This window comes from Microbacterium sp. NPDC077663, assembly GCF_044542795.1.
GTDB lineage: Bacteria > Actinomycetota > Actinomycetes > Actinomycetales > Microbacteriaceae > Microbacterium.
In genome coordinates this window covers 1,008,366-1,031,480 of record NZ_JBITVE010000001.1, presented here as the reverse complement: position 1 = coordinate 1,031,480, position 23,115 = coordinate 1,008,366, and the positions used below count along the sequence as shown (strand labels likewise).

The window sequence follows — 23,115 nt, the reverse complement described above, 5'->3', positions numbered from 1 at the left end:
CGATCCTGATCCTGCGCCGGGATAATGGCTGACGTGGCCGACTTCGACGTACGCATCAACCCCAGCATCCTCGCCGCCGATTTCGTGAACATGCAGGCCGAGCTCGCCCGCATCGCATCGGCCGACTTCGTCCACGTCGATGTCATGGACAACCACTTCGTGCCCAACCTGACGTTCGGCCCACAGATGGTGGAGCGCATCCAGGCGACGAGCCCGGTGCCGCTCGACGTCCACCTCATGATCAGCGACGCCGACCGCTGGGCGCCCGGGTACGCCGAGATCGGGGCGGCGTCGGTCACCTTCCATCTCGAGGCCGCCGCCGACCCCGTCGCGCTCGCACGGCGACTGCGGGACATCGGAGCCCGCGCGGGCGTCGCGGTGAAGCCCGCGACCGGTGTCGAGCAACTGTTCGAGGTGCTCGACGAGTTCGACCAGATCCTGGTGATGACCGTGGAGCCCGGCTTCGGCGGCCAGAGCTTCATGGCCGATCAGATGCCGAAGCTCCGTCGCCTGGCCGACGAGGCGCGCCGGCGCGGCTCGCAGGTCTGGCTGCAGGTCGACGGCGGCATCGGCGAGTCGACCATCGCGCAGGCGGCGGATGCCGGTGCCGACACCTTCGTCGCCGGGTCGGCAGTGTTCGGCGCCGACGACCCCGGCGCGGCGATCAGTGCGCTCCGCTCGGCCGCGGCATCCGCTCACCGGCACTGACCCGGTCGTCACGGGGACCGGCCGGGAGCGGCGGGCCGGTACCCTGGAGGGTGTGAAGACCTTCGACGGACTGTTCTCCGAGCTGACCGCGACGGCGGCGACCCGTCCGGAGGGATCCGGAACCGTCGCACAGCTCGACCGGGGCGTTCACGCGATCGGCAAGAAGATCGTCGAAGAGGCCGCCGAGGTCTGGATGGCCGCCGAGTACCAGTCGGATGCCGAGACCGCCGAGGAGATCTCGCAGCTGCTGTACCACCTGCAGGTGCTGATGCTCGCGAAGGGGCTGACGCTCGAGGACGTGTACCGACATCTCTGATCGGTGCCTCCCGCCGTCCGCTCACCTCCACACCGAAAGACGTTCCATGCTGCGCATCGCCGTCCCCAACAAGGGCATGCTCGCCGAGACGACGGCGGGGATGCTCGCCGAAGCCGGGTACACCGGCCGACGCGACCCCAAGGACCTGCACGTCATCGACCCCGTCAACGACGTCGAGTTCTTCTACCTCCGTCCCAAGGACATCGCCACCTACGTCGGCTCCGGCGCCCTCGATGTCGGGATCAGCGGCCGCGACCTGCTGCTGGATGCCCGGATGCCGGGCGCCCGCGAGATCGAACAGCTCGGCTTCGGCGGCTCGACCTTCCGCTTCGCCGGTCCTCCCGGACGCTTCTCGGAGCTTGCCGACCTCGACGGCCTGCGCGTCGCGACCGCCTACCCGGGCCTCGTGGACGGGTACCTCGACGAGCACGGCGTCGCCGTCGACCTCGTGCCCCTCGACGGCGCAGTGGAGTCCGCTGTGCAACTGGGTGTGGCGGATGCCGTCGCCGACGTCGTCTCGACGGGCACGACCCTCCGGCAGGCGGGGCTCGAGATCTTCGGGCCCGTCCTCCTCGAGTCCGAGGCGGTCCTCATCGGCGCCCCGACCGAGGCGCCGGGCACCGAGACGCTCCTGCGTCGCCTGCGCGGTGTGATGGTGGCGCGTCGGTACGTCCTCATCGACTACGACCTCCCCGCGCACCTCGTCGATCAGGCCGTCGCGCTGACGCCGGGTATCGAGTCGCCGACCATCTCGCCCCTGCGTGACCCGGAATGGGTGGCCGTGCGTGTCATGAGTCCGCGGAAGACGGTCAACCAGGTCATGGACGCCCTGTACGAGATCGGTGCGCGCGCGATCCTCGTGACCGCGATCCACAACGCGAGGCTCTGACGTGTCGCTCGTCTGCCGCGTGATCCCGTGCCTCGACGTGGCGGCCGGCAAGGTCGTCAAGGGCGTGAACTTCGAGAATCTGCGCGAGATGGGTGACCCGGTCGAACTCGCGCGCCGGTACTACGAGCAGGGCGCGGACGAGATCACCTTCCTCGACGTGACGGCCACGGTCGACGCCCGCGACACCACCTACGACGTCGTGCAGCGCACGGCCGAGCAGGTCTTCATCCCGCTGACGGTGGGCGGCGGTGTGCGCTCCGCGGAGGACGTCGCGCGCCTGCTGGGTGTCGGGGCCGACAAGGTCGGTGTGAACTCCGCCGCGATCGCGCGCCCCGAGCTGCTCGGCGAGATCGCGGACCGCTTCGGAGCTCAGGTGCTCGTCCTCTCGCTGGACGTGAAGCGCGCACCGCACACGCCCTCGGGGTTCGCCGTCACGACCCACGGCGGCCGCACGCTCACCGACCTCGACGCCCTCGCGTGGGCGCGCGAGGCCATCGAACGAGGCGCCGGGGAGCTCCTGGTGAACTCGATCGATGCGGACGGCACGAAGGACGGCTTCGATCTCGAGCTCGTCGCCCTCATGCGCGAGGTCTCGTCGGTCCCGGTGATCGCCTCGGGCGGCGCGGGTGACGCGGCGCACTTCGCGCCGGCGATCGAGGCGGGCGCCGATGCGGTGCTCGCGGCATCCGTCTTCCACTCGGGTCAGCTGACCGTGGGCGACGTCAAGGAGGCCCTCGTCGCTGAGGGCGTGGAGGTGCGGCGATGACCCGGTCGATCGAGGAGCGCATGGAGCGCGTCGTCTACAACAGCGAGGGACTCGTGCCCGCCATCGTGCAGCAGCACGACACGCGCGAGGTCCTCATGCTGGGGTGGATGGATGCCGAGGCCCTCCGCCGCACGCTGACGGAGGGACGCGTGACCTTCTGGTCCCGCTCGCGCCAGGAGTACTGGCGCAAGGGCGACACGTCGGGTCATGCGCAGTACGTCCGCGGTCTGCGTCTGGACTGCGACGGCGACACGCTGCTCGTGTCCGTCGAGCAGGTGGGCGCGGCCTGCCACACCGGTGACCGCACGTGCTTCGACGCCGACGACCTCGAGCCCGTGGTGGGCGAGTTCTCGTGACGGAGGGCACCACGCGCCGGCTGCGGCTCTCCGCCGTGCTGGCGATCCTCCTCGGAGGTGCGATCGGCATCATCGGGTCCACGCAGACCTGGCTGACCGCGACCCTCAACGACGGTTCCGAACTCGCGGTCCCCGTGCCGGGCGCCGACGCTCTCGCCGTGCTCGCTCCGCTGAGTCTCGCCGCGCTCGCGCTCGGGCTGGCATTGACGATCGTGGGGCGGGTCCTCCGCTACGTCTTCGCCGTCATCGCGATCGGGTTGGGCGCCGGGCTCGGGTGGGGCTCCGTGCGCATCGCCGCGGAGCAGCCGATCGACAGCGTGGCCGGCCCCGTCACGGAGGCGACCGGCCTGAGCGGCGAGGCGGGGATCTCGGGCATCGTCGACCAGATCACCGCGACGCCCTGGCCGGGGGTGACCGTGGCGGCATCCGTCCTCATCCTGCTCGGCGGCGTCCTCGTCCTCGCGACCGCCCACCGGTGGACTACCGGCGGTCGCAAGTACCGCACCGGACGCGTCGCGGGAACAGGCCCGCGCGACAGCATCGACTCCTGGGACGATCTCTCCCGCGGCGAGGACCCGACCAGCTGAGCGTCCGGGGCGGGGGAGGGTGTCCGCCCCGCTAGACTGGAGATGCGGCTTCGGCCGCCCCCGAATCTGCATGCGAAGGAGAACAATGAGCGGCATCGAGGACCCCGGCCACGGACACTCCCCGGCGGCATGGACGACGGTCGTCATCATGCTCATCGCGCTGACGATCGGCACCGTCTTCTTCTTCCTCGAGATGCCGCTCATGGTCTGGCTCTCGGTCGTCCTGCTGGTCATCGGCCTCGTCGTGGGGTACATCATGACCAAGGCGGGCTACGGCGTCGGCGGATCCAAGACCGTCTCGAAGCAGCACTGACGTGCTCGCCGACCTGACGGCCGGCGCGGTGGAGGATGCACGGGAGCGGGAATCCGTCCGCCCCCTGAGCGTCGTCGAGAAGCTCGCCCTGGCGCAGCCGGCAGCCATCGACGCACTGGCCGCACTCGCCCCCGCCGACCGCGTCAAGATCATCGCCGAGGTCAAGCGGGCAAGTCCCTCGCGCGGCGACCTCGCCGACATCCCCGATCCCGCGCTGCAGGCGCGCCGGTACGAGATCGGCGGTGCGTCCGCGATCTCGGTGCTGACCGAGCAGCGCAAGTTCAAGGGGTCGCTCGCCGACCTCGAGGCCGTCCGTGCAGCCGTCACCCTGCCGGTGCTCCGCAAGGACTTCGTCGCGACGCCGTACCAGGTGTTCGAAGCTCGCGCGGCTGGCGCCGACCTCGTCCTCCTGATCGTCGCGGGCCTCGAGCAGCAGCTGCTCGCCGAGTTGTACGACCTCGTCATCGAGCTCGGAATGACGCCGCTCGTCGAGACGCACTCCGCCGAAGAGATCGCGCGTGCGAACGACATCGGCGCCCGTCTCGTGGGTGTCAACGCGCGTGACCTCTCCACGTTCGAGCTCGACCGGGATCTCTTCGGCCGCCTCGCCCCCGAGCTGCCGGACGGCGTCATCAAGATCGCCGAATCCGCCGTGCTCTCACCGGCCGACGTCGCGCACTACCGCGGCGCCGGCGCCGACGTCGTCCTGATCGGCGAAGCCCTCGTCACGAGCGATCCCGTGTCGACCCTCGCCGCCTTCCTGGAAGCAGGCTCATGAGTCTCCGCGAAGCCCACGGTCCCTTCTTCGGCGAGTTCGGCGGGCGCTACATGCCCGAATCGCTGATCGCCGCGATCGATGAACTGACTGCCGTCTACGAGGACGCCAAGACCGATCCCGCCTTCGCCGCCGAGTTCGCGCGGCTGCTGAACGTCTACGCCGGGCGCCCGTCCGCGCTCACCGAGGTGCCGCGGTTCGCCGAGCACGCCGGGGGCGCGCGCGTCTTCCTCAAGCGCGAAGACCTCAACCACACCGGGTCCCACAAGATCAACAACGTGCTCGGCCAGGCTCTCATCACGAAGAAGCTCGGCAAGAAGCGGGTCATCGCCGAGACCGGTGCCGGTCAGCACGGCGTTGCGACGGCGACGGCGGCCGCCCTGTTCGGGTTCGAGTGCACGATCTACATGGGCGAGGTCGACACCGAGCGTCAGGCGCTCAACGTGGCGCGGATGCGGCTGCTCGGCGCCGAGGTCGTGCCCGTCACGACGGGGTCGCGCACGCTGAAGGACGCGATCAATGAGGCGTACCGCGACTGGGTCGCCTCGGTCGACACGACGAACTACATCTTCGGTACGGCTGCCGGGCCGCATCCGTTCCCGGCCATGGTGCGCGACTTCCAGAAGGTCATCGGCGAGGAGGCGCGTCAGCAGCTCCTCGACGAGATCGGCCGCCTCCCCGATGCGGTCATCGCGTGCGTCGGCGGCGGCTCGAACGCGATCGGCATGTTCGACGCGTTCCTCGATGACGAGGGCGTCGCGCTCTACGGTGTCGAGGCGGCCGGCGACGGCGTCGACACGCCGAAGCACGCCGCGTCCATCGAGCGCGGCCGTCCCGGCATCCTCCACGGGGCGAAGACCTTCGTCCTTCAGGACGAGGACGGGCAGACGACCGAGTCGCACTCGATCTCGGCCGGGCTCGACTACCCGGGTGTCGGCCCCGAGCACGCGTGGCTCGCGAGCATCGGGCGCGCGCAGTACATCCCCGCCACCGACACCGAGGCCATGGAGGCATTGCGCCTGCTGAGCCGCACCGAGGGGATCATCCCCGCGATCGAGTCCGCACACGCCCTCGCCGGCGCGCTCCGCATCGGGCGCGAGCTGGGTCCGGACGCGGTCTTGGCGATCAACCTCTCGGGCCGCGGTGACAAGGACATGGACACCGCCGCCCGCTGGTTCGAGCTCTACGACGCCGACAAAGAGCCCGTCGAGGTCCCGGCCGACCCCGAGCACGGCAGCGGCGAAGGGGTCGAGCTGTGACCTCGCGGGTCGCCGCCGCGATCGCCGCGGCCAAGGAGTCCGGCCGCGGCGCCTTCGTCGGCTACCTCCCGATCGGCTACCCCGATCTGCAGACGAGCATCGACGCCGCCGTCGCCCTCGCCGAGAACGGCGCCGACATCCTCGAGCTCGGTCCGCCGTACTCCGACCCCGTGATGGACGGTGTCGTCATCCAGGAGGCGACGCAGGCGGCCCTCGCGGCCGGCTTCCGCTTCCGCGACACCTTCACCGCCGTCCGCGCGATCGCCGAGCGGGTCGACGTGCCGATCGTCGTCATGACGTACTGGAACCCCGTCTTCCAGTACGGCGTCGACCGTTTCGCCGACGACCTGGCCGCCGCCGGCGGTGCGGGGCTCATCACGCCCGACATCACCCCCGACGCCGCCGCCGACTGGATCGCCGCCTCCGAACGCACCGGCCTCGACCGGATCTTCCTCGCGGCACCGTCGTCCACCGACGCCCGCATCAAGATGATCGCCGAGCACTCGACCGGCTTCGTTTACACCGTCTCGACGATGGGCATCACGGGGGAGCGGGCGGAGTTGGATGCCGCGGCCCGCGCCCTCGTCGATCGGCTCCGCGCGCACGGGGTCGAGAACGCCTGCGTCGGCATCGGCATCTCGACGGCCGACCAGGTCGACGGCGTCCTCGACTACGCCGACGGCGCGATCGTGGGGACGGCCCTGGTGCGCGCACTCCGCGACGGGGGCGTGGACGGCCTGGCCGCCACGACGCGGGAGCTCTCCCGTGGCGCGGGACCGCGCCCGGTCACCGCGTAGACTCGCCGTCGTGACTTCTGCAGCCCTCTCCGTCGTCGCGAGCATCCCCAGCCCGCCGATCAGTTCGTTCCAGCTCGGCCCGCTGACGATCCACTTCTACGCCCTCTGCATCCTCGCGGGCATCGTCGTGGCCACGTTCTGGACCAACCGTCGCCTCACCCGGCGCGGCGCGGAGCCGTGGGTCGTCATCGACATCGCGCTCCTCGCGGTCCCGCTCGCGATCATCGGCGCCCGCATCTTCCACGTCCTCACGCACCCGGGGTTCTACTTCGGCGAGGACAAAGATCTGTGGGCGATCTTCCGCATCTGGGAGGGCGGCATCGCCATCTTCGGTGCGCTCATCGGCGGCGCCGTCGGGGCCTGGCTCGGCTGCAAGTGGAGCGGCATCCGCTTCTGGACCTTCGCCGACGCGCTGGCTCCCGCCCTCCTGCTGGCACAGGCGTTCGGGCGCTTCGGCAACTGGTTCAACCAGGAGCTCTACGGGCTGCCGACCGACCTCCCGTGGGGCCTCGAGATCAGCTACCCGAACCCGGCCTGGCCGGCGGGTCTGCCCGAGGGCACGCTCTTCCACCCGACCTTCCTCTACGAGGTCATCTGGAACGTCATGGGTGTCATCATCATCGCTGCCGCCGGACGACGCTTCCGCCTGCAGTGGGGACGCCTGTTCGGTCTCTATCTGATCTGGTACTCCGCGGGTCGCATCGTGTGGGAGTCCATCCGCATCGATCCGAGCGAGGTCTTCCTCGGTCTCCGCACGAACGTGTGGGCGTCGATCCTCGGCGTCGTCGTGGGCCTGATCATCATGATCGTGCAGAAGCGCCGCCACCCCGGGCTCGAGCCGTCGCCGTATCAGCCGGGACGCGAATGGACGCCTCCGGGCGCGGTACACTCGCAGGGAACCGATGACTTCGTGGACGTGAGCGCACCCCCCGCGTCCGAAGAATCCTCCGACTCGGCCACAAGCTCAGTCACCACCCGATAGCACCGCAGGGCCGACGTCGTCCCAGGTTGAGCACTTATGTGAGGACGGTAGGCATGCCCTCGAGCTCCCGTCACGAAGACACCACGACCCGGCCGGCCGGCACGATCACCGGTGGCGCGTTCCCTGCCAAGCAGGGGATGTACAACCCGGCGTTCGAGAAGGACGCCTGTGGCCTGGCGATGGTCGCCACGCTGCGCGGCGAGGCGGGCCACGACATCGTGGACCTCGCCCTCACGGCGCTGCGCAACCTCGAGCACCGCGGTGCGATCGGGTCGGATGCGGGTACCGGTGACGGCGCCGGCATCCTGACCCAGATGCCCGACGTCTTCCTGCGTGCCGTCGTCGACTTCGACCTGCCGCCGGTGGGGGAGTACGCCGTGGGGCTCGCCTTCCTCCCGACCGACCACGAGGAGCGCCTCGCTCAGAAGACCGCCGTCGAGGAGATCGCCGCGAGCGAGGGCCTGACGGTCCTCGGCTGGCGCGTGGTGCCGACCGCCGATGAGAACCTCGGCAAGCTCGCCTTCGACGCGCGCCCCGCGTTCGAGCAGCTGTTCGTCTCGCGCCCCGCTGTCGGCGATGCGCCGGCGTTGTCGGGCATCGCGCTCGACCGCCGCACCTACCGGCTGCGCAAGCGTGCGCAGCACGAACTCGACGCCTACTTCGTCTCCCTCTCGAGCCGCACGCTCGGCTACAAGGGCATGGTCACGACGCTGCAGCTCGAGCCGTTCTACCCCGACCTGCAGGACGAGCGCTTCGCCACCGAACTCGCCGTCGTGCACTCCCGCTACTCGACGAACACCTTCCCGTCGTGGCCGCTCGCCCAGCCGCTGCGCATGCTGGCGCACAACGGCGAGATCAACACCGTCAACGGCAACCGCAACTGGATGCGGGCGCGTCAGTCGCAGCTGGAGTCGGAGCTGCTCGGCGACATCCGTCCGCTGCTGCCGATCTGCAGCCCGGGTCAGAGCGACTCGGCGTCGTTCGACGAGGTCCTCGAACTGCTGACCCTGACCGGTCGCAGCCTGCCGCACGCCATCATGATGATGGTGCCCGAGGCCTACGAGAAGCAGGCCGACATCCCCGACGACCTGCGCGCCTTCTACGAGTACCACTCGATGCAGATGGAGCAGTGGGACGGCCCGGCGGCCCTCATCTTCACGGACGGCTCCCTGGTGGGCGCAACACTCGACCGCAACGGGCTGCGACCGGGGCGGTGGACCGAGACGACCGACGGACTCGTCGTCATCGGCAGCGAGACCGGCGTGCTCGACTTCGAGCCGGAGCGCATCAAACGTCGCGGGCGTCTGCAGCCGGGGCGCATGTTCGTCGTCGACACCGCGCAGGGGCGCATCGTCGAGGACGAGGAGATCAAACGCGACCTCGCCGCGCTCCACCCCTGGCAGGAGTGGCTCGACGAGGGCCGCGTCCGGCTGAAGGACCTGCCCGAGCGCGAGCACATCGTGCACCCGATCGCCTCGATCACGCGCCGTCAGCGCACCTTCGGCTACACCGAGGAAGAGGTCCGCATCCTCCTGACCCCCATGGGCCAGACGGGCGCCGAGCCGCTGGGCGCCATGGGTTCGGACACGCCGATCGCCGTGCTCAGCGAGCGTCCGCGCCTGCTGTTCGACTACTTCGTGCAGCAGTTCGCGCAGGTGACGAACCCGCCGCTCGACTCGATCCGCGAAGAGGTCGTCACCTCGCTCGGGCTCGGCCTCGGGCCGGAGCGGAACCTCCTGGCATCCGGCCCCGACCACACGCGCGTCATCACGCTCGACTTCCCGGTGATCGACAACGACGAGCTCGCGAAGCTCCAGAACATCGACCGTGCGCTTCCCGGCCGGCGGTCGATCACGATCCGCGGGCTCTACCGCGCCGACGACGACGCCGACTCGCTCCGCGCCCGCCTCGACGAGATCAACGCCGAAGTGGATGCCGCGATCGCCGACGGCGTCGAGTTCATCATCCTCAGCGACCGTGACTCGACCTCGGACCTGGTCCCGATCCCGTCGCTCCTGACGCTGTCCTCGGTGCACCACCACCTCATCCGCAACGAGAACCGCATGAAGGTCGGACTCGTCGTCGAGGCAGGCGACGTTCGCGAGGTCCACCACGTCGCCACGTTGATCGGCTACGGCGCATCCGCCGTCAACCCATACCTGGCGATGGAGACGGTCGAATACCTCGTTCGCGCCGGTTACATCACCGGTGTCGAGCCCGAGAAGGCCGTCCGCAACCTGATCTACGCGCTCGGCAAGGGCGTGCTCAAGATCATGTCCAAGATGGGCATCTCGACGGTGTCGTCCTACGCCGGGGCGCAGGTCTTCGAGGCCGTGGGGCTGTCGCAGGAGTTCGTCGACACCTACTTCACGGGAACCGAGACCAAGCTCGGCGGCATCGGGATCGAGGAGATCTCGCGCGAGAACCTGGCCCGGCACGAGTTCGCCTACCCGGCCGACCAGGCCGTGCGCGCGCACGAGCGGCTGTGGACCGGCGGCGAGTACCAATGGCGTCGCGACGGCTCGCCCCACCTGTTCAACCCCGACACGGTCTTCCGTCTGCAGCACGCGACGCGAACCCGTCGGTACGACATCTTCCGCGAGTACACGCACATGATCGATGAGCAGGCGGCCGAGCTCAAGACTCTGCGCGGGCTCTTCCGTCTGAAGACCGGCGCGCGTCCGGCCGTGCCGATCGACGAGGTCGAGCCGGTGTCCTCGATCGTGAAGCGCTTCTCGACCGGGGCGATGAGCTACGGCTCCATCTCCCAGGAGGCGCACGAGACCCTCGCCATCGCGATGAACCGCATCGGCGCGAAGTCCAACACCGGTGAGGGCGGCGAGGACGTCGACCGCCTGCTCGACCCCGAACGGCGCAGTGCGATCAAGCAGGTCGCATCGGGTCGATTCGGTGTCACGAGCATGTACCTCACGCACGCGGACGACATCCAGATCAAGCTCGCCCAGGGCGCCAAGCCCGGTGAGGGCGGCCAGCTGCCGCCCGGCAAGGTGTACCCCTGGATCGCCCGCACGCGCGGCGGCACCCCGGGCGTCGGGCTGATCTCGCCGCCGCCGCACCATGACATCTACTCGATCGAGGACTTGAAGCAGCTCATCTTCGACCTCAAGCGCGCCAACCCTTCGGCTCGCGTGCACGTCAAGCTCGTCAGCCAGTCGGGTATCGGCGCCGTGGCGGCGGGTACCGCGAAGGCGTTGGCCGACGTCATCCTCGTCTCCGGCCACGACGGCGGCACGGGCGCGAGCCCGCTGAACTCGCTCAAGCACGCGGGCACGCCCTGGGAGCTGGGTCTCGCCGAAACGCAGCAGACGCTCATGATCAACGACATGCGCGGCCGCGTCGTCGTGCAGGCCGACGGTCAGCTGAAGACCGGGCGCGACGTCCTGATCGCCGCGCTGCTGGGCGCCGAGGAGTTCGGCTTCGCGACGAGCGCGCTCGTCGTGGAGGGCTGCATCATGATGCGCGTCTGCCACCTCGACACCTGCCCCGTGGGTGTCGCGACACAGAACCCCGAGCTGCGCAAGCGTTTCACCGGCAAGGCAGAGCACGTCGTGAACTTCATGGAGTTCATCGCCCAGGAGGTCCGCGAGTACCTCGCCGAGCTCGGGTTCCGGTCGATCGACGAGGCCGTCGGGCACACCGAGGTCCTCGACGTGCAGCCCGCCGTGGACCACTGGAAGGCCCACGGACTCGACCTGTCGCCGATCCTCCGCGGACCGGTTTTCTCCGACGACGCTCCGCGGCGCCGGGTGCACGAGCAGGAGCACGAGCTCGAGGACCACTTCGACGTCGCCCTGCTCGACCGGGCACGCGATGTCGTCGAGCACGGCGGCCACTTCGCGATCGACCTGCCGGTGCGCAACACCGAGCGGGCCGTGGGCACGATGCTCGGCCATCACGTGACCAAGGCGCACGGTGAGAACGGGTTGCCGTCCGGCACGATCGACGTCAACCTGACCGGATCCGCGGGGCAGTCCTTCGGCGCGTTCCTGCCGTCGGGGATCACGCTGCGCCTCGAGGGGGACTCGAACGACTACGTCGGCAAGGGGCTCTCGGGCGGTGAGATCGTCGTGCGGCCGCCGCGCGACGCGACCTTCGACGCATCGAAGAACGTCATCGCCGGCAACGTCATCGGCTACGGCGCCACGAGGGGATCGATGTTCCTGCGCGGTGTCGTCGGTGAGCGGTTCCTGGTCCGCAACTCCGGCGCGACCGCGGTCGTCGAAGGTGTCGGCGACCACGCGCTCGAGTACATGACCGGCGGGCTGGCCGTCATCCTCGGTCCGACCGGACGGAACCTCGGCGCCGGCATGTCGGGCGGCTCGGCGTACATCTACCGCCTCGACCGCGCCCTCATCAACCGTGAGGCCCTCGCCACCGGTGAGCTCGAACTCCTCGAGCTCGGCTCGGGCGATGTCGAGATCCTCCGCGACCTGCTGACCCGCCACGTCGAGGAGACCGGCTCCGACCTCGCCGAGCGTCTCCTCGCGAACCTCGACACCGAGATCGCGAACTTCACGCGCGTCCTGCCGCGGGACTACGCGGCCGTTCTGAAAACCCGCCAGGAGGCGGCCGCCGAGGGGCTCGACCCCGACGGCGACGTCGTCTGGACCCGCATCCTGGAGGTGACCGGTGGCTGATCCGAAGGGATTCCTCAAAGTCACCGAGCGCGAGCTGCCGCCGCGCCGGCCCGTGCCCGTCCGCATCATGGACTGGAAGGAGGTGTACGAGCAGGGCGACCAGGCCGTGCTCCGCCGCCAGGCCGGCCGGTGCATGGACTGCGGTGTGCCGTTCTGCCACCAGGGCTGCCCGCTCGGGAACCTCATCCCGGAGTGGAACGACCTCACCTGGCGCGGCGAGGGCCGCGCGGCGATCGAGCGTCTGCACGCGACCAACAACTTCCCGGAGTTCACCGGACGGCTGTGCCCCGCGCCATGCGAGAGCTCGTGCGTCCTCGGGATCAACCAGCCTCCCGTGACGATCAAGCAGATCGAGGTCTCGACGATCGACGAGGCCTTCGCGAACGGCTGGGTCGAGGCGGAGCCCCCCGGTCGCCTCACCGGCAAGACCGTCGCCGTCGTCGGATCGGGACCCGCGGGTCTCGCCGCCGCACAGCAGCTCACGCGTGCCGGCCACACGGTGGCCGTCTACGAGCGCGACGACCGCATCGGCGGTCTGCTGCGCTACGGCATCCCCGACTTCAAGATGGAGAAGCGCCACCTCGAGACGCGCCTGCGCCAGATGCGCGACGAGGGCACCCGCTTCCGCGCCGGGGTCGAGATCGGCAAGGACCTGTCGTGGGCGGACCTCCGGGCCCGCTACGACGCGGTCGTCGTCGCCACGGGGTCCACCGTTCCGCGCGACCTGGCCATCCCCGGTCGCGACTTCGACGGCGTGCACTTCGCCATGGAGTACCTCGTCGAGTCGAACAAGGCCGTCGCGGGCGACCAGGTTCCGCACCAGATCCACGCCGAGGGCAAGCACGTCGTCGTGATCGGCGGCGGTGACACCGGAGCGGACTGCATCGGCACCGCGCACCGCCAGGGTGCCCTGAGCGTCACCAACCTCGCCATCGGCAAGCAGCCGCCGGAGGCGCGCCCCGACCACCAGCCGTGGCCCATGATGCCGACGGTGTTCGAGGTGGCCTCTGCGCACGAAGAGGGTGGTGAGCGCGCCTACCTCGCGTCCACGGTCGAGTTCCTCGGGAACGACGCGGGCGAGGTCCGGGCCCTGCGTGTGGCGGAGACCGAGTTCGTCGATGGCCGCCGCGTCCCCAAGAGCGGCACCGAGCGCGAGATCCCCGCCGACCTGGTGCTCATCGCCATGGGCTTCACCGGCCCCGAGCGCACCGCGCTCGAGCAGCAGCTCGGCGCGGTGTTCGACTCGCACGGCAACGTCGAGCGTGCCGACGACTGGCAGTCGACCGCGCCGGGCGTGTTCGTCGCGGGGGATGCCGGCCGCGGCCAGTCCCTCATCGTCTGGGCGATCGCGGAGGGACGCGCCGCCGCCTCGGCAGTCGACGAGTACCTCATGGGGTCGACCAGTCTGCCGGCGCCGGTCCGTCCGACCGACGTCGCGATCGGCCTCCAGCACGCCTAGGCTGGAACCGATCCCAGATCCCGAATCACTACCCGACGGAGCTATTTCTGTGAGACGCGCGAAGATCGTCGCCACGCTGGGTCCCGCCACCGAGAGTTATGAGATGGTCCGTGCCATCATCGACGCCGGTGTCGACGTGACCCGCTTCAACCTCAGCCACGGCGACTACGCCGACCACGACGCCCGGCTGGCCAACGTCCGGAAGGCGTCCGACGACGCCGGCCGCGCCGTCGCCGTGCTCGTCGACCTCCAGGGCCCGAAGATCCGACTCGGTCGCTTCGCCGAAGGCCCCCACTTCCTCGCCGTCGGCGATGTCTTCAAGATCACCACCGAGGACATCCCGGGCACGAAGGAGATCGTCTCGACGACGTTCAAGGGGCTGCCCGAGGACGTCCGCGAGGGCGACTTCCTGCTGATCGACGACGGCAAGGTCCGCGTCCAGGTCACCGGTGTCGACGGTCCCGTCGTCACGACCGAGGTCATCGTCGCCGGTTACGTGTCGAACAACAAGGGCATCAACCTGCCCGGTGTCGCCGTCAACGTCCCGGCCCTCTCCGAGAAGGACGAGGCGGACCTCCGGTGGGGCCTGCAAGCCGGTGCCGACATCATCGCCCTCTCGTTCGTGCGCAACGCCGCCGACGTGACGCGCGTGCACGAGATCATGGCGGAGGAGGGCCGCAAGGTCCCCGTCATCGCCAAGATCGAGAAGCCGCAGGCCGTCGACGCCCTCGAGGAGATCATCGACGCTTTCGACGGCATCATGGTCGCGCGCGGCGACCTCGGCGTCGAGCTGCCGCTGGAGGCCGTTCCCATCGTGCAGAAGCGGGCGGTGGAGCTCTGCCGTCGCATGGCCAAGCCCGTCATCGTGGCGACGCAGATGCTCGAGACGATGATCGAGAACCCGGTCCCCACCCGCGCCGAGACGAGCGACGTCGCCAACGCCGTCCTCGACGGTGCGGACGCGGTCATGCTTTCGGGCGAGACGAGCGTCGGCAAGCACCCCGTCGGCGTCGTCGAGACGATGGCCCGGATCATCGACGCCACCGAGACCCACGGACTCGAGCGCATCCCTCCGCTGACCGCCAAGCCGCGCACGCAGGGTGGCATCATCACGCTCGCCGCCAACGAGGTGGCCGAGTTCGTCGAGGCGAAGTTCATCTGCCTCTTCACCGAGTCGGGCGACACCGCGCGCCGCATGTCGCGCTTGCGCCCCGGCATCCCGATGCTCGCCTTCACCATCGAGCCGGCGATCCGTCGCCGTATGGCGATGACGTGGGGCATCCAGTCGGCGCTCGTCGACCACGTCGCCCACACAGACCTCATGTTCCTGCAGGTCGACGACTACTTCCTGTCGCGCGGCCTGCTCGAAGAGGGTGACAAGGTCGTCGTGATCTCCGGGTCCCCTCCCGGGATCATCGGCGCGACCAACGACATCCGTATCCACAAGATCGGCGACGCCGTCCACGGAAAGGCGCCGATCTACAAGGCGGAGAACTGAGTCCTCCGATCGTCGTTCGAAAGCGGGCAGTCCCTGGGGTTGCCCGCTTTCTGGCACTCGGAGAGCGATGGCGGAAGCCCGGCGGTCGGATGTGCCACGGGGCGTACGTTCGGGGCATCCGACACCCGTCCGCAGGAGGTCATCATGGGATTCTTCGGTTTTCTGATTCTGGGGCTCATCGCCGGCGCCATCGCCAAGCTGATCCTTCCGGGAAAGCAGGGAGGTGGCTGGTTCATCACGCTGATCCTCGGAGTCGTCGGCGCGCTGCTGGGCGGTTGGCTCGGCAGCGTGCTGTTCAACGCTCCGCTCGAGGAGTTCTTCAGCCTGCAGACGTGGCTGCTCGCGATCGGCGGGTCGATCATCGTCCTGCTGATCTACGGCCTCCTCGTCGGCCGTCGCCGCACCACCTGAGTGCCGCGAGAGACACGGAACGGCGCCCCCGGGGGGGCGCCGTTTCGTCGTGGTGCCAGTGGTGGGAGTCGAACCCACACGCCCTTTCGGGCAACCGAGTTTGAGTCGGTCGCGTCTGCCATTCCGCCACACCGGCGTGGGCCTCAACGACGATACCGCAGGATGAGGGTTCGCCCTGGCCTAGGATGGACGGGTGACTGAGCAGGAACCCTCCACCGCCCCCCAGTCAGCACCGGCTCCCCGACGCGTCGTCGTCGCGGAGGACGAGTCGCTGATCCGCCTCGACATCGTCGAGATCCTGCGCGACAGCGGCTTCGACGTCGTCGGCGAGGCGGGCGACGGCGAGACCGCCGTCCAGCTGGCCACCGAGCTGCGTCCCGATCTCGTCATCATGGACGTGAAGATGCCGATCCTCGACGGCATCAGCGCGGCGGAGAAGCTCAGCAAGAACCACGTCGCCCCGGTCGTGCTCCTCACCGCCTTCAGCCAGAAGGAGCTCGTCGAGCGGGCGAGCGAGGCGGGCGCGCTCGCCTACGTCGTCAAGCCGTTCACACCGAACGACCTGCTGCCCGCGATCGAGATCGCGCTCGCCCGCTACGAGCAGATCATCACCCTCGAGGCCGAGGTCGCCGACATGGTGGAGCGGTTCGAGACCCGCAAGCTCGTCGACCGTGCGAAGGGCCTCCTCAACGAGAAGATGGGGCTGTCCGAGCCCGAGGCCTTCCGCTGGATCCAGAAGGCGTCGATGGACCGCCGACTGACCATGCAGGACGTCGCCAAGGCGATCATCGAGCAGCTCGCTCCCAAGAAGTCCTGACGCCGACTCCGTGATCGACGAGCTCGATCTTCCGGTCGACCTCGTCTCGCAACGCGGGTCGGTCAGGCTCCGCCGCGCCACCGAGCACGATCTCGACGGCATCACGGCGTTGATCGCCGACGATCCCGTCAGTGCGGGCCGCGGTGACCTCGGAGCCCCCGACGACCGTCCGCTCTACCTGCGGGGCATGCGACGGATCCTCCATGCGGAGGGCAACGACCTGGTCGTCGTCGAGCGCGACGGCCATGTGGTCGCCACGATGCAGCTCACGGTCGTCCCGGGGATGGCACGACGGGGGAGCACCCGGCTCATGCCCGAGGCCGTTCGCGTCGCCGCGGCGGAGCGCTCCGCGGGCATCGGCGCGGCCATGATGCGCTGGGTCACAGCGGTTGCGGCGCCGGCGGTCGGTGCCTCCCTCGTCCAGCTGACGTCGGATGCCGCGCGCACCGACGCGCACCGGTTCTACACCCGGCTGGGGTTCGTCGACTCGCACATCGGCTTCAAATACCGCGTGGAGAGCTGACGACGCATCAGGACGCGGGCCGGTCCCGGACCATGTTCGTGATGCGCACCGTGGAGCAGCGTCGGTCCCGGTCGTCGGTGACCACGATCTCGTGGACCGTCAGGCTGCGGCCGAGGTGCAGCGGCGTGCAGACGCCGGTCACCCAGCCCTCCGTCGCGGAGCGGGTGTGCGTGGCGTTGATGTCGATACCGACGGCGAGCCGGCCGGGTCCTGCGTGCAGGTTGGCGTGCATCGACCCGAGGGACTCGCCCAGCACGACATAGGCACCGCCGTGCAGGAGCCCCACCGGTTGGGTGTTGCCGGCCACCGGCATCCGGGCGATCGCCCTCTCGAGGGTGAACTCGACGAGTTCGATGCCCATCTTCTCGGCGAGCGCGCCCAGGCCGCGGTCGCGGGCCCATTCCAGTCCGTCGGAGGAGGGGGCGGTCTCGGGCATGGCTCATCATCTCGGCTTCAGGCGGCGCCGACCCGGCGTCGACACGGGGAGTCGATGTCGCACGCCCGAACTAGGCTGGCTGGGTGAGCGACTCCGCACAGCCTACTCTGCTCGTCGTCGACGGCCACTCGCTGGCCTACCGGGCGTTCTTCGCGCTCCCCGTCGACAACTTCTCGACCAAGGACGGCCAGCACACCAACGGCATCTACGGCTTCCTGTCGATGTTCGTGAACCTCGTGAAGGCCGAGCGCCCGACCCACCTGGCGGTCGCCTTCGACACGTCGCGGCAATCGTTCCGCACGCGCGTCTACGAGGAGTACAAGGCCAACCGGTCCGAGTCGCCCGCCGAGTTCAAGGGACAGATCCCGCTCCTGCAGGACTGCCTCGCAGCCATGGGCGTGCCGGTCCTGACGAAGGAGGATGTCGAGGCCGACGACATCCTGGCGACCCTCGCGACGCAGGGCGTCGCGAGCGGATACCAGGTGCTCGTGTGCTCGGGAGACCGCGACACCATTCAGCTCGTCACCGACGACGTCACCCTGCTCTACCCGAGCGTCCAGGGGGTGTCGCAGCTCAAGCGTTACACCCCCGACGCCGTCGTCGAGAAGTACGGTCTGCCGCCCGAGAACTACCCCGACATCGCCGCCCTCGTGGGCGAGACCAGCGACAACCTGCCCGGTGTCCCCAAGGTCGGCGAGAAGACCGCGGTGAAGTGGCTCACGCAGTTCGGGTCCCTCGACGCCCTGCTCGAGCGTTCCGATGAGATCAAGGGCGTCGTCGGCGGCAACCTCCGCGAGCACCTCGACGATGTCCGGCGCAACCGGCAGTTGAACGCCCTCCTGCGGGACGTCGAGCTCGACCTCGCCCCGCAGGACCTCGCCGTCCAGCCGATGGACACACAGGCCGTCCGCGACATCTTCGCGCGACTGGAGTTCCGCACCCTTCTCCCGCGTGTCTTCGACGCCTTCGGTGCCGACGCCGAGCCGCCCGCGCCCGAGGTCGCCGCGCCCGAACCCCACGAAACGGATGCCGCTGGCCTCGCCGCGTGGCTCTCGGAGCAGTCTGGCGAGCTGGCCCTCACGGTGGCGATCGCGGGCGGCCTGCCGGCCCGCATCGGCGTCGCGACGACGGATGCGGTCCGCGAGTGCGCGTGGGACGACACCGCCCGAGCGGCACTCGCCCCCTGGCTCGAGGGTGACTCGCCGAAGGTCCTGACCGACGCCAAGCCCCAGGTGAAGGCGCTGCGGCGGGCGGGTGTGCGCCTGAACGGTCTCGCGTTCGACGTCCTGCTGGCCGGATGGCTGCTGCGGCCGAGCCTGCCCGACAAGAACCTGGCCGACCTCGTCGACCGATACCTCGACGAGAAGCTCCCCGAGGCGGATCCGTCGCAGCTGGTGCCCGAGACCGAGGGAGCAACCCCCGGGCAGCTGGCCTGGTTCTCCCTCCGCGTCGCGGCCGCCGAGCGGGCGGAGCTCCCGGCATCCGTCTCAGCCGTGCTGACGGACATCGAACTGCCCACTCTCGACGCCCTCGCCGACATGGAGCTCGCGGGTGTCTCGGTCTCGCGCGAGAAGCTGTCGGGGTTCTCGAGTGAGCTCGCCGCCCGCGCCGACGCCATCGCCCAGGACGCGTACGGGATCATCGGGCGCGAGGTGAACCTGGGCTCGCCGAAGCAACTGCAGGAGGTCCTGTTCGACCAGCTGGAGCTTCCCAAGACGCGCAAGACCAAGACGGGGTACTCGACGGATGCCGCCGTGCTCGCCGACCTGCAGGACTCGCACCCGCATCCGTTCCTCGGTCTGCTTCTGCAGCATCGCGAGGCGACGAAGCTTCGTCAGATCATCGAGTCCCTGTCCGTCGGCATCGCCGACGACGGTCGCATCCACACCACGTACGTCCAGACGGGCAGCCAGACGGGCCGGCTCTCGAGCACCGATCCGAATCTGCAGAACATCCCCATCCGCAACGAGGAGTCCCGGCGGATCCGTGCCGCCTTCGAGGTGGGCGCGGGGTACGAGACCCTCCTGACGGCGGACTACTCGCAGATCGAGATGCGCATCATGGCGCATCTGTCCGGTGACCCCGGCCTCATCGAGGCGTTCAACTCGGGTGAGGACCTGCACCGCTTCGTCGGTGCGCGCGTCTTCGGCGTCGATCCCGGCGAGGTCACGGCACCCATGCGCACAAAGGTGAAGGCGATGTCCTACGGGCTCGTCTACGGTCTGAGCGCCTTCGGTCTTTCGAAGCAGCTGCGCATCGAGCAGGCCGAGGCCAAGCAGCTCATGCTGGAGTACTTCGCGCGGTTCGGTGCCGTGCGCGACTACCTGCGCTCGTCGGTCGAGCAGGCGCGCATCGACGGGTACACCGAGACGATCTTCGGTCGACGCCGCCCGTTCCCCGACCTGACGAGCCCCAACCGGGTCCTCCGCGAGAACGCCGAGCGCGCTGCGCTGAACGCCCCGATCCAGGGCAGCGCGGCGGACATCATGAAGATCGCCCTCGTCGAGATCCACCAGGATCTGCTCGAGAAGAGCCTCGGCTCGCGCGTGCTGCTGCAGATCCACGACGAGCTCGTCGTCGAAGTGGCCACGGGGGAGTGGGATGCCGTGGAGCAGACTGTCCGCGCGCGAATGGGCGACGCCGCCGACCTCTCCGTGCCGCTCGAGGTGCAGATCGGCCGCGGCGGCGACTGGGACGAGGCCGCTCACTGACGCGGAGCGTGCGACGCTCTACGCTCGGAGGATGACGGACGCACAACGCACACCCACTCCGATCGACACGATCGCGGACCGCTGGGTGGACACTCTCGCCGAACTCTCGCCGGGTCTCGCGACCTACATCGGGCGCACCGAGCACAACGGGCGACTGGACGATTACTCGCCCGCCGGACACGAGCGCCTCGCTGCCGCGGCGTCCGACACGCTCCGCGCGCTGGAGGGGGCCGAGACGGTCGACGACGTCGACGAGGTCACGAAGATGGACCTCTCCGCGGAGCTGGGTCTGCACCTGGACCTGCACGCGGCGAAGTCGCACCTGCGCGACCTCAACGTCATCGCGTCGCCGTCGCAGGACATCCGCGCGGTGTTCGACCTGATGCCCACCGACACGGTCGACGATTGGTCGGTCGTCGCGACGCGCCTCGCCGCGATCCCGGGCGCCCTCGCCGGCTACGTCGAGACGCTCCGCCAGGGCATTTCGGAGGAAGTGGTCCCCGCCCAGCGCCAGGTGCGCGAAGTCGTGACGCAGATCGCGCGCTACACGAGCGACACCGGCTTCTTCGCGACGTTCGTCGGCGAGGCGGCCCCCGCCGAAGGGCACCTCCCCGCCTCGCTCGCCCGCGATCTGGCCGACAACGCCGGAGCCGCACGGGTGGCGTACGACCAGCTCGCCGCTTTCCTGCGCGACGAGCTGGCACCCGCGGCATCCGAGACCGACGCCGTCGGCCGGGAGCTCTACGCGCTGCACTCCCGCAGCTTCCTCGGGGCGACGATCGACCTCGACGAGACCTACGAGTGGGGCGTCGAGGAGCTCTCGCGGATGGTCGCGGAGCAGGAGGCGATCGCGAACGAGATCAAGGCGGGTGCGACGGTCGAGGAGGCGGTCGCCTTCCTCGAGCAGGACGAGAGCCGCAAGCTGCACGGCTCGGACGCTCTGCAGAAGTGGATGCAGGAGACCAGCGATCGTGCCGTCGAGGAGCTCGGCCGCACGCACTTCGACATCCCCGAGCCGATCCGTCGCCTCGAGTGCATGATCGCCCCGACGAACGAGGGCGGCATCTACTACACCGGCCCGACCGACGACTTCTCGCGGCCCGGGCGCATGTGGTGGTCGGTCCCCGAGGGTGTCGACTCCTTCGACACGTGGCGGGAGCTCACGACCGTGTACCACGAGGGTGTCCCCGGGCATCACCTCCAGATCGCCCAGGCCGTCTACAACCGAGCCGAACTGAACTCGTGGCGCCGTCTGCTCGCCGGGTCGAGCGGTCACGCCGAGGGCTGGGCCCTTTACGCCGAGCGGCTGATGGCCGAGCTCGGGTACCTCGACGACCCGGCCGATCGCCTGGGGATGCTGGACGGTCAGCGCATGCGCGCCGCGCGTGTCGTGCTCGACATCGGTGTGCACCTCGGCAAGCCGCGCCTGGACGGTACCGGGGTGTGGGATGCCGAGTACGCGCTGGAGTTCATGCGCCGCAACGTCAACATGCCGGACGAGTTCATCCGGTTCGAGGTGAATCGTTACCTCGGCTGGCCGGGGCAGGCGCCCTCCTACAAGGTCGGCCAGCGGATCTGGGAGCAGATCCGCGACGAGGCCGCCCAGCGCGGGGGTGCGGACTTCGACATCAAGAGGTTCCACATGCGGGCGCTCCGGCTCGGCGGGGTTGGTCTCGACACGCTGCGGGCCGCCCTCCGCGACGGCTGAGCGGCGACGCGCGCACGGACGGACGGGGATGCCGGGAATACCCGGCATCCCCGTGAGCGTTCATTCAGCTGAATGAAAGGGGCGAACATGACCGCAGTGGAGCTCGGGCTCGACACCTTCGGAGATATCACGGTGGACGAGCACGGGGAGAAGGTGTCGGGCGCGCAGGCGATCCGGAACCTGCTCGCTCAGGCGACGCTCGCCGACCAGGTCGGCGTCGACTTCATCGGCGTGGGGGAGCACCATCGAGCCGAGTACGCCGTCTCGAGTCCTGAGATCGTGCTCTCCGCGATCGCCGCGCGCACCGAGCGGATCCGCGTCGGCACGGCGGTCACCGTGCTCTCGAGCGATGACCCGGTGCGTGTCTACGAGCGCTTCGCGACCCTCGCGGCGATCTCGGAGGGCCGGGCCGAGGTCATCCTCGGGCGCGGCTCCTTCATCGAATCCTTCCCGCTGTTCGGGTTCGACCTCTCCGACTATGAGGCGCTCTTCGAGGAGCGACTCGAGCTCTTCTCACTGCTGCGTCAGGAGAAGCCCGTGACCTGGCAGGGAACGACCCGCCCCGCGCTGCACGCGGCGGACGTCTTCCCGAAGACGGAGGACGGCATCCGAGCGTGGGTCGGTGTCGGCGGATCGCCCGAGTCCGTCGTCCGGACCGCGCGGTACGGCTACGGCCTCATGCTCGCGATCATCGGTGGACCCGCGGCGCGATTCCGGCCCTACGTCGACCTCTATCACCGCGCGATCGGTGAGCTCGGCACCGAGGCCCAGCCCATCGGCATCCACTCTCCCGGCCACATCGCCGACACCGATGAGCAGGCGTGGGAGGAGGCCTACCCCGGCTTCGAGGCGCAGAACAACACGATCGGGCGCGACCGCGGGTGGCCGCCGTACAGCCGGATGCGGTTCCAGCATGAGATCGGTCCCGAGGGCTCCATCTACGCCGGTTCGCCTGAGACGGTCGCCCGGAAGATCGCCGACACCATCACGACCCTCGGGGCGGGACGCTTCGACCTCAAGTACGCCAACGGCACGCTCGGGCACGACAAGCTCATGCGCTCAGTCGAGCTGTATGGCACGAAGGTCATCCCGCTCGTCCGCGAGATGCTGGGCGAGTGACCCGCAGGGGGTCGCGGTCCTCATACG

Annotated in this window: 21 protein-coding genes and 1 tRNA gene; 20 read left to right on the top strand and 2 right to left on the bottom strand. The window is 69.5% G+C overall.

What is annotated here, in order from left to right:
* The first annotated feature begins 24 nt into the window (after positions 1-24).
* From rpe to ACIGEP_RS04970, 15 genes are all read left to right on the top strand, one after another.
* Positions 25-708 (top strand): ribulose-phosphate 3-epimerase, encoded by a 684-nt coding sequence (rpe, locus tag ACIGEP_RS05040; RefSeq protein WP_396660512.1) that lies wholly within the window; start codon positions 25-27, stop codon positions 706-708.
* A gap of 52 nt (positions 709-760) precedes the next feature.
* On the top strand, positions 761-1,024 hold the full coding sequence (locus ACIGEP_RS05035; protein ID WP_396660511.1) for a phosphoribosyl-ATP diphosphatase: 264 nt from the start codon (positions 761-763) through the stop codon (positions 1,022-1,024).
* Positions 1,025-1,070: 46 nt separating this feature from the next.
* A complete protein-coding gene (gene hisG, locus ACIGEP_RS05030) occupies positions 1,071-1,913 on the top strand; it encodes an ATP phosphoribosyltransferase (protein ID WP_396660510.1) in 843 nt (280 codons plus the stop codon).
* Between the two features lies 1 nt (position 1,914).
* The gene (gene hisF, locus ACIGEP_RS05025) at positions 1,915-2,679 is read left to right on the top strand and encodes an imidazole glycerol phosphate synthase subunit HisF (protein ID WP_396660509.1); all 765 of its coding nucleotides are present in this window, start codon (positions 1,915-1,917) and stop codon (positions 2,677-2,679) included.
* The gene (hisI, locus tag ACIGEP_RS05020) at positions 2,676-3,035 is read left to right on the top strand and encodes a phosphoribosyl-AMP cyclohydrolase (RefSeq protein WP_396660508.1); all 360 of its coding nucleotides are present in this window, start codon (positions 2,676-2,678) and stop codon (positions 3,033-3,035) included. The genes hisF and hisI overlap by 4 nt, the downstream gene beginning before the upstream one ends.
* Complete coding sequence (locus ACIGEP_RS05015; RefSeq protein ID WP_396660507.1) at positions 3,032-3,622, top strand: Trp biosynthesis-associated membrane protein; 591 nt, start codon at positions 3,032-3,034, stop codon at positions 3,620-3,622. Before hisI ends, ACIGEP_RS05015 begins: the two co-directional genes overlap by 4 nt.
* An 85-nt stretch (positions 3,623-3,707) precedes the next feature.
* Positions 3,708-3,935, top strand: a complete 228-nt coding sequence (locus ACIGEP_RS05010; protein WP_251580811.1) for a DUF6704 family protein — start codon at positions 3,708-3,710, stop codon at positions 3,933-3,935.
* Position 3,936: 1 nt separating this feature from the next.
* Positions 3,937-4,713 carry an indole-3-glycerol phosphate synthase TrpC gene (gene trpC, locus ACIGEP_RS05005; protein ID WP_396660506.1) on the top strand — a complete coding sequence of 259 codons (777 nt, stop codon included), beginning with the start codon at positions 3,937-3,939 and terminating at the stop codon, positions 4,711-4,713.
* Complete coding sequence (gene trpB, locus ACIGEP_RS05000) at positions 4,710-5,969, top strand: tryptophan synthase subunit beta (protein WP_396660505.1); 1,260 nt, start codon at positions 4,710-4,712, stop codon at positions 5,967-5,969. The genes trpC and trpB overlap by 4 nt, the downstream gene beginning before the upstream one ends.
* Positions 5,966-6,766, top strand: a complete 801-nt coding sequence (trpA, locus tag ACIGEP_RS04995) for a tryptophan synthase subunit alpha (RefSeq protein WP_396660504.1) — start codon at positions 5,966-5,968, stop codon at positions 6,764-6,766. Before trpB ends, trpA begins: the two co-directional genes overlap by 4 nt.
* Before the next feature lie 10 nt (positions 6,767-6,776).
* A complete protein-coding gene (gene lgt / locus ACIGEP_RS04990) occupies positions 6,777-7,748 on the top strand; it encodes a prolipoprotein diacylglyceryl transferase (RefSeq protein WP_396660503.1) in 972 nt (323 codons plus the stop codon).
* Between the two features lie 53 nt (positions 7,749-7,801).
* Positions 7,802-12,406, top strand: a complete 4,605-nt coding sequence (gene gltB, locus ACIGEP_RS04985; RefSeq protein ID WP_396660502.1) for a glutamate synthase large subunit — start codon at positions 7,802-7,804, stop codon at positions 12,404-12,406.
* Positions 12,399-13,865 (top strand): glutamate synthase subunit beta, encoded by a 1,467-nt coding sequence (locus tag ACIGEP_RS04980; protein ID WP_396660501.1) that lies wholly within the window; start codon positions 12,399-12,401, stop codon positions 13,863-13,865. The genes gltB and ACIGEP_RS04980 overlap by 8 nt, the downstream gene beginning before the upstream one ends.
* Positions 13,866-13,914: 49 nt before the next feature.
* Positions 13,915-15,363: a pyruvate kinase gene (pyk, locus tag ACIGEP_RS04975; protein ID WP_396660500.1), complete on the top strand. Its 1,449-nt coding sequence runs from the start codon at positions 13,915-13,917 to the stop codon at positions 15,361-15,363.
* A 144-nt stretch (positions 15,364-15,507) separates the two neighbouring features.
* Positions 15,508-15,774 carry a GlsB/YeaQ/YmgE family stress response membrane protein gene (locus tag ACIGEP_RS04970; protein WP_396660499.1) on the top strand — a complete coding sequence of 89 codons (267 nt, stop codon included), beginning with the start codon at positions 15,508-15,510 and terminating at the stop codon, positions 15,772-15,774.
* Positions 15,775-15,824: 50 nt separating this feature from the next.
* Here the strand turns inward: ACIGEP_RS04970 and ACIGEP_RS04965 are convergent.
* Positions 15,825-15,910, bottom strand: a tRNA-Leu gene (locus tag ACIGEP_RS04965).
* A gap of 57 nt (positions 15,911-15,967) precedes the next feature.
* Here ACIGEP_RS04965 and ACIGEP_RS04960 point away from each other — a divergent pair.
* Together ACIGEP_RS04960 and ACIGEP_RS04955 are read left to right on the top strand one after the other, a co-directional pair.
* On the top strand, positions 15,968-16,591 hold the full coding sequence (locus ACIGEP_RS04960; protein ID WP_396660498.1) for an ANTAR domain-containing response regulator: 624 nt from the start codon (positions 15,968-15,970) through the stop codon (positions 16,589-16,591).
* Between the two features lie 10 nt (positions 16,592-16,601).
* A complete protein-coding gene (locus ACIGEP_RS04955) occupies positions 16,602-17,114 on the top strand; it encodes a GNAT family N-acetyltransferase (protein ID WP_396660497.1) in 513 nt (170 codons plus the stop codon).
* 7 nt (positions 17,115-17,121) lie between these two features.
* Here ACIGEP_RS04955 and ACIGEP_RS04950 read toward each other — a convergent pair whose 3' ends face one another.
* Positions 17,122-17,550 (bottom strand): PaaI family thioesterase, encoded by a 429-nt coding sequence (locus ACIGEP_RS04950; protein WP_396660496.1) that lies wholly within the window; start codon positions 17,548-17,550, stop codon positions 17,122-17,124.
* Positions 17,551-17,633: 83 nt separating this feature from the next.
* Here ACIGEP_RS04950 and polA point away from each other — a divergent pair, with 83 nt between their 5' ends.
* The 3 genes from polA (at position 17,634) to ACIGEP_RS04935 (ending at position 23,088) form a co-directional block, all read left to right on the top strand.
* Positions 17,634-20,261, top strand: a complete 2,628-nt coding sequence (gene polA / locus ACIGEP_RS04945; RefSeq protein WP_396660495.1) for a DNA polymerase I — start codon at positions 17,634-17,636, stop codon at positions 20,259-20,261.
* Between the two features lie 31 nt (positions 20,262-20,292).
* Complete coding sequence (locus tag ACIGEP_RS04940; protein ID WP_396660494.1) at positions 20,293-21,969, top strand: DUF885 domain-containing protein; 1,677 nt, start codon at positions 20,293-20,295, stop codon at positions 21,967-21,969.
* An 87-nt stretch (positions 21,970-22,056) separates the two neighbouring features.
* Positions 22,057-23,088 carry an LLM class flavin-dependent oxidoreductase gene (locus ACIGEP_RS04935; RefSeq protein ID WP_396660493.1) on the top strand — a complete coding sequence of 344 codons (1,032 nt, stop codon included), beginning with the start codon at positions 22,057-22,059 and terminating at the stop codon, positions 23,086-23,088.
* Positions 23,089-23,115: the final 27 nt, after the last annotated feature.

Bases quoted from the DNA above. Each gene is read 5' to 3' on its own strand.
- rpe (WP_396660512.1), top strand. From the start codon at position 25: ATGGCTGACGTGGCCGACTTCGACGTACGCATCAACCCCAGCATCCTC.
- hisG (WP_396660510.1), top strand. From the start codon at position 1,071: ATGCTGCGCATCGCCGTCCCCAACAAGGGCATGCTCGCCGAGACGACG.
- hisI (WP_396660508.1), top strand. From the start codon at position 2,676: ATGACCCGGTCGATCGAGGAGCGCATGGAGCGCGTCGTCTACAACAGC.
- ACIGEP_RS05010 (WP_251580811.1), top strand. From the start codon at position 3,708: ATGAGCGGCATCGAGGACCCCGGCCACGGACACTCCCCGGCGGCATGG.
- trpB (WP_396660505.1), top strand. From the start codon at position 4,710: ATGAGTCTCCGCGAAGCCCACGGTCCCTTCTTCGGCGAGTTCGGCGGG.
- gltB (WP_396660502.1), top strand. From the start codon at position 7,802: ATGCCCTCGAGCTCCCGTCACGAAGACACCACGACCCGGCCGGCCGGC.
- ACIGEP_RS04970 (WP_396660499.1), top strand. From the start codon at position 15,508: ATGGGATTCTTCGGTTTTCTGATTCTGGGGCTCATCGCCGGCGCCATC.
- ACIGEP_RS04950 (WP_396660496.1), bottom strand. From the start codon at position 17,550: ATGCCCGAGACCGCCCCCTCCTCCGACGGACTGGAATGGGCCCGCGAC.
- ACIGEP_RS04940 (WP_396660494.1), top strand. From the start codon at position 20,293: ATGACGGACGCACAACGCACACCCACTCCGATCGACACGATCGCGGAC.
- ACIGEP_RS04935 (WP_396660493.1), top strand. From the start codon at position 22,057: ATGACCGCAGTGGAGCTCGGGCTCGACACCTTCGGAGATATCACGGTG.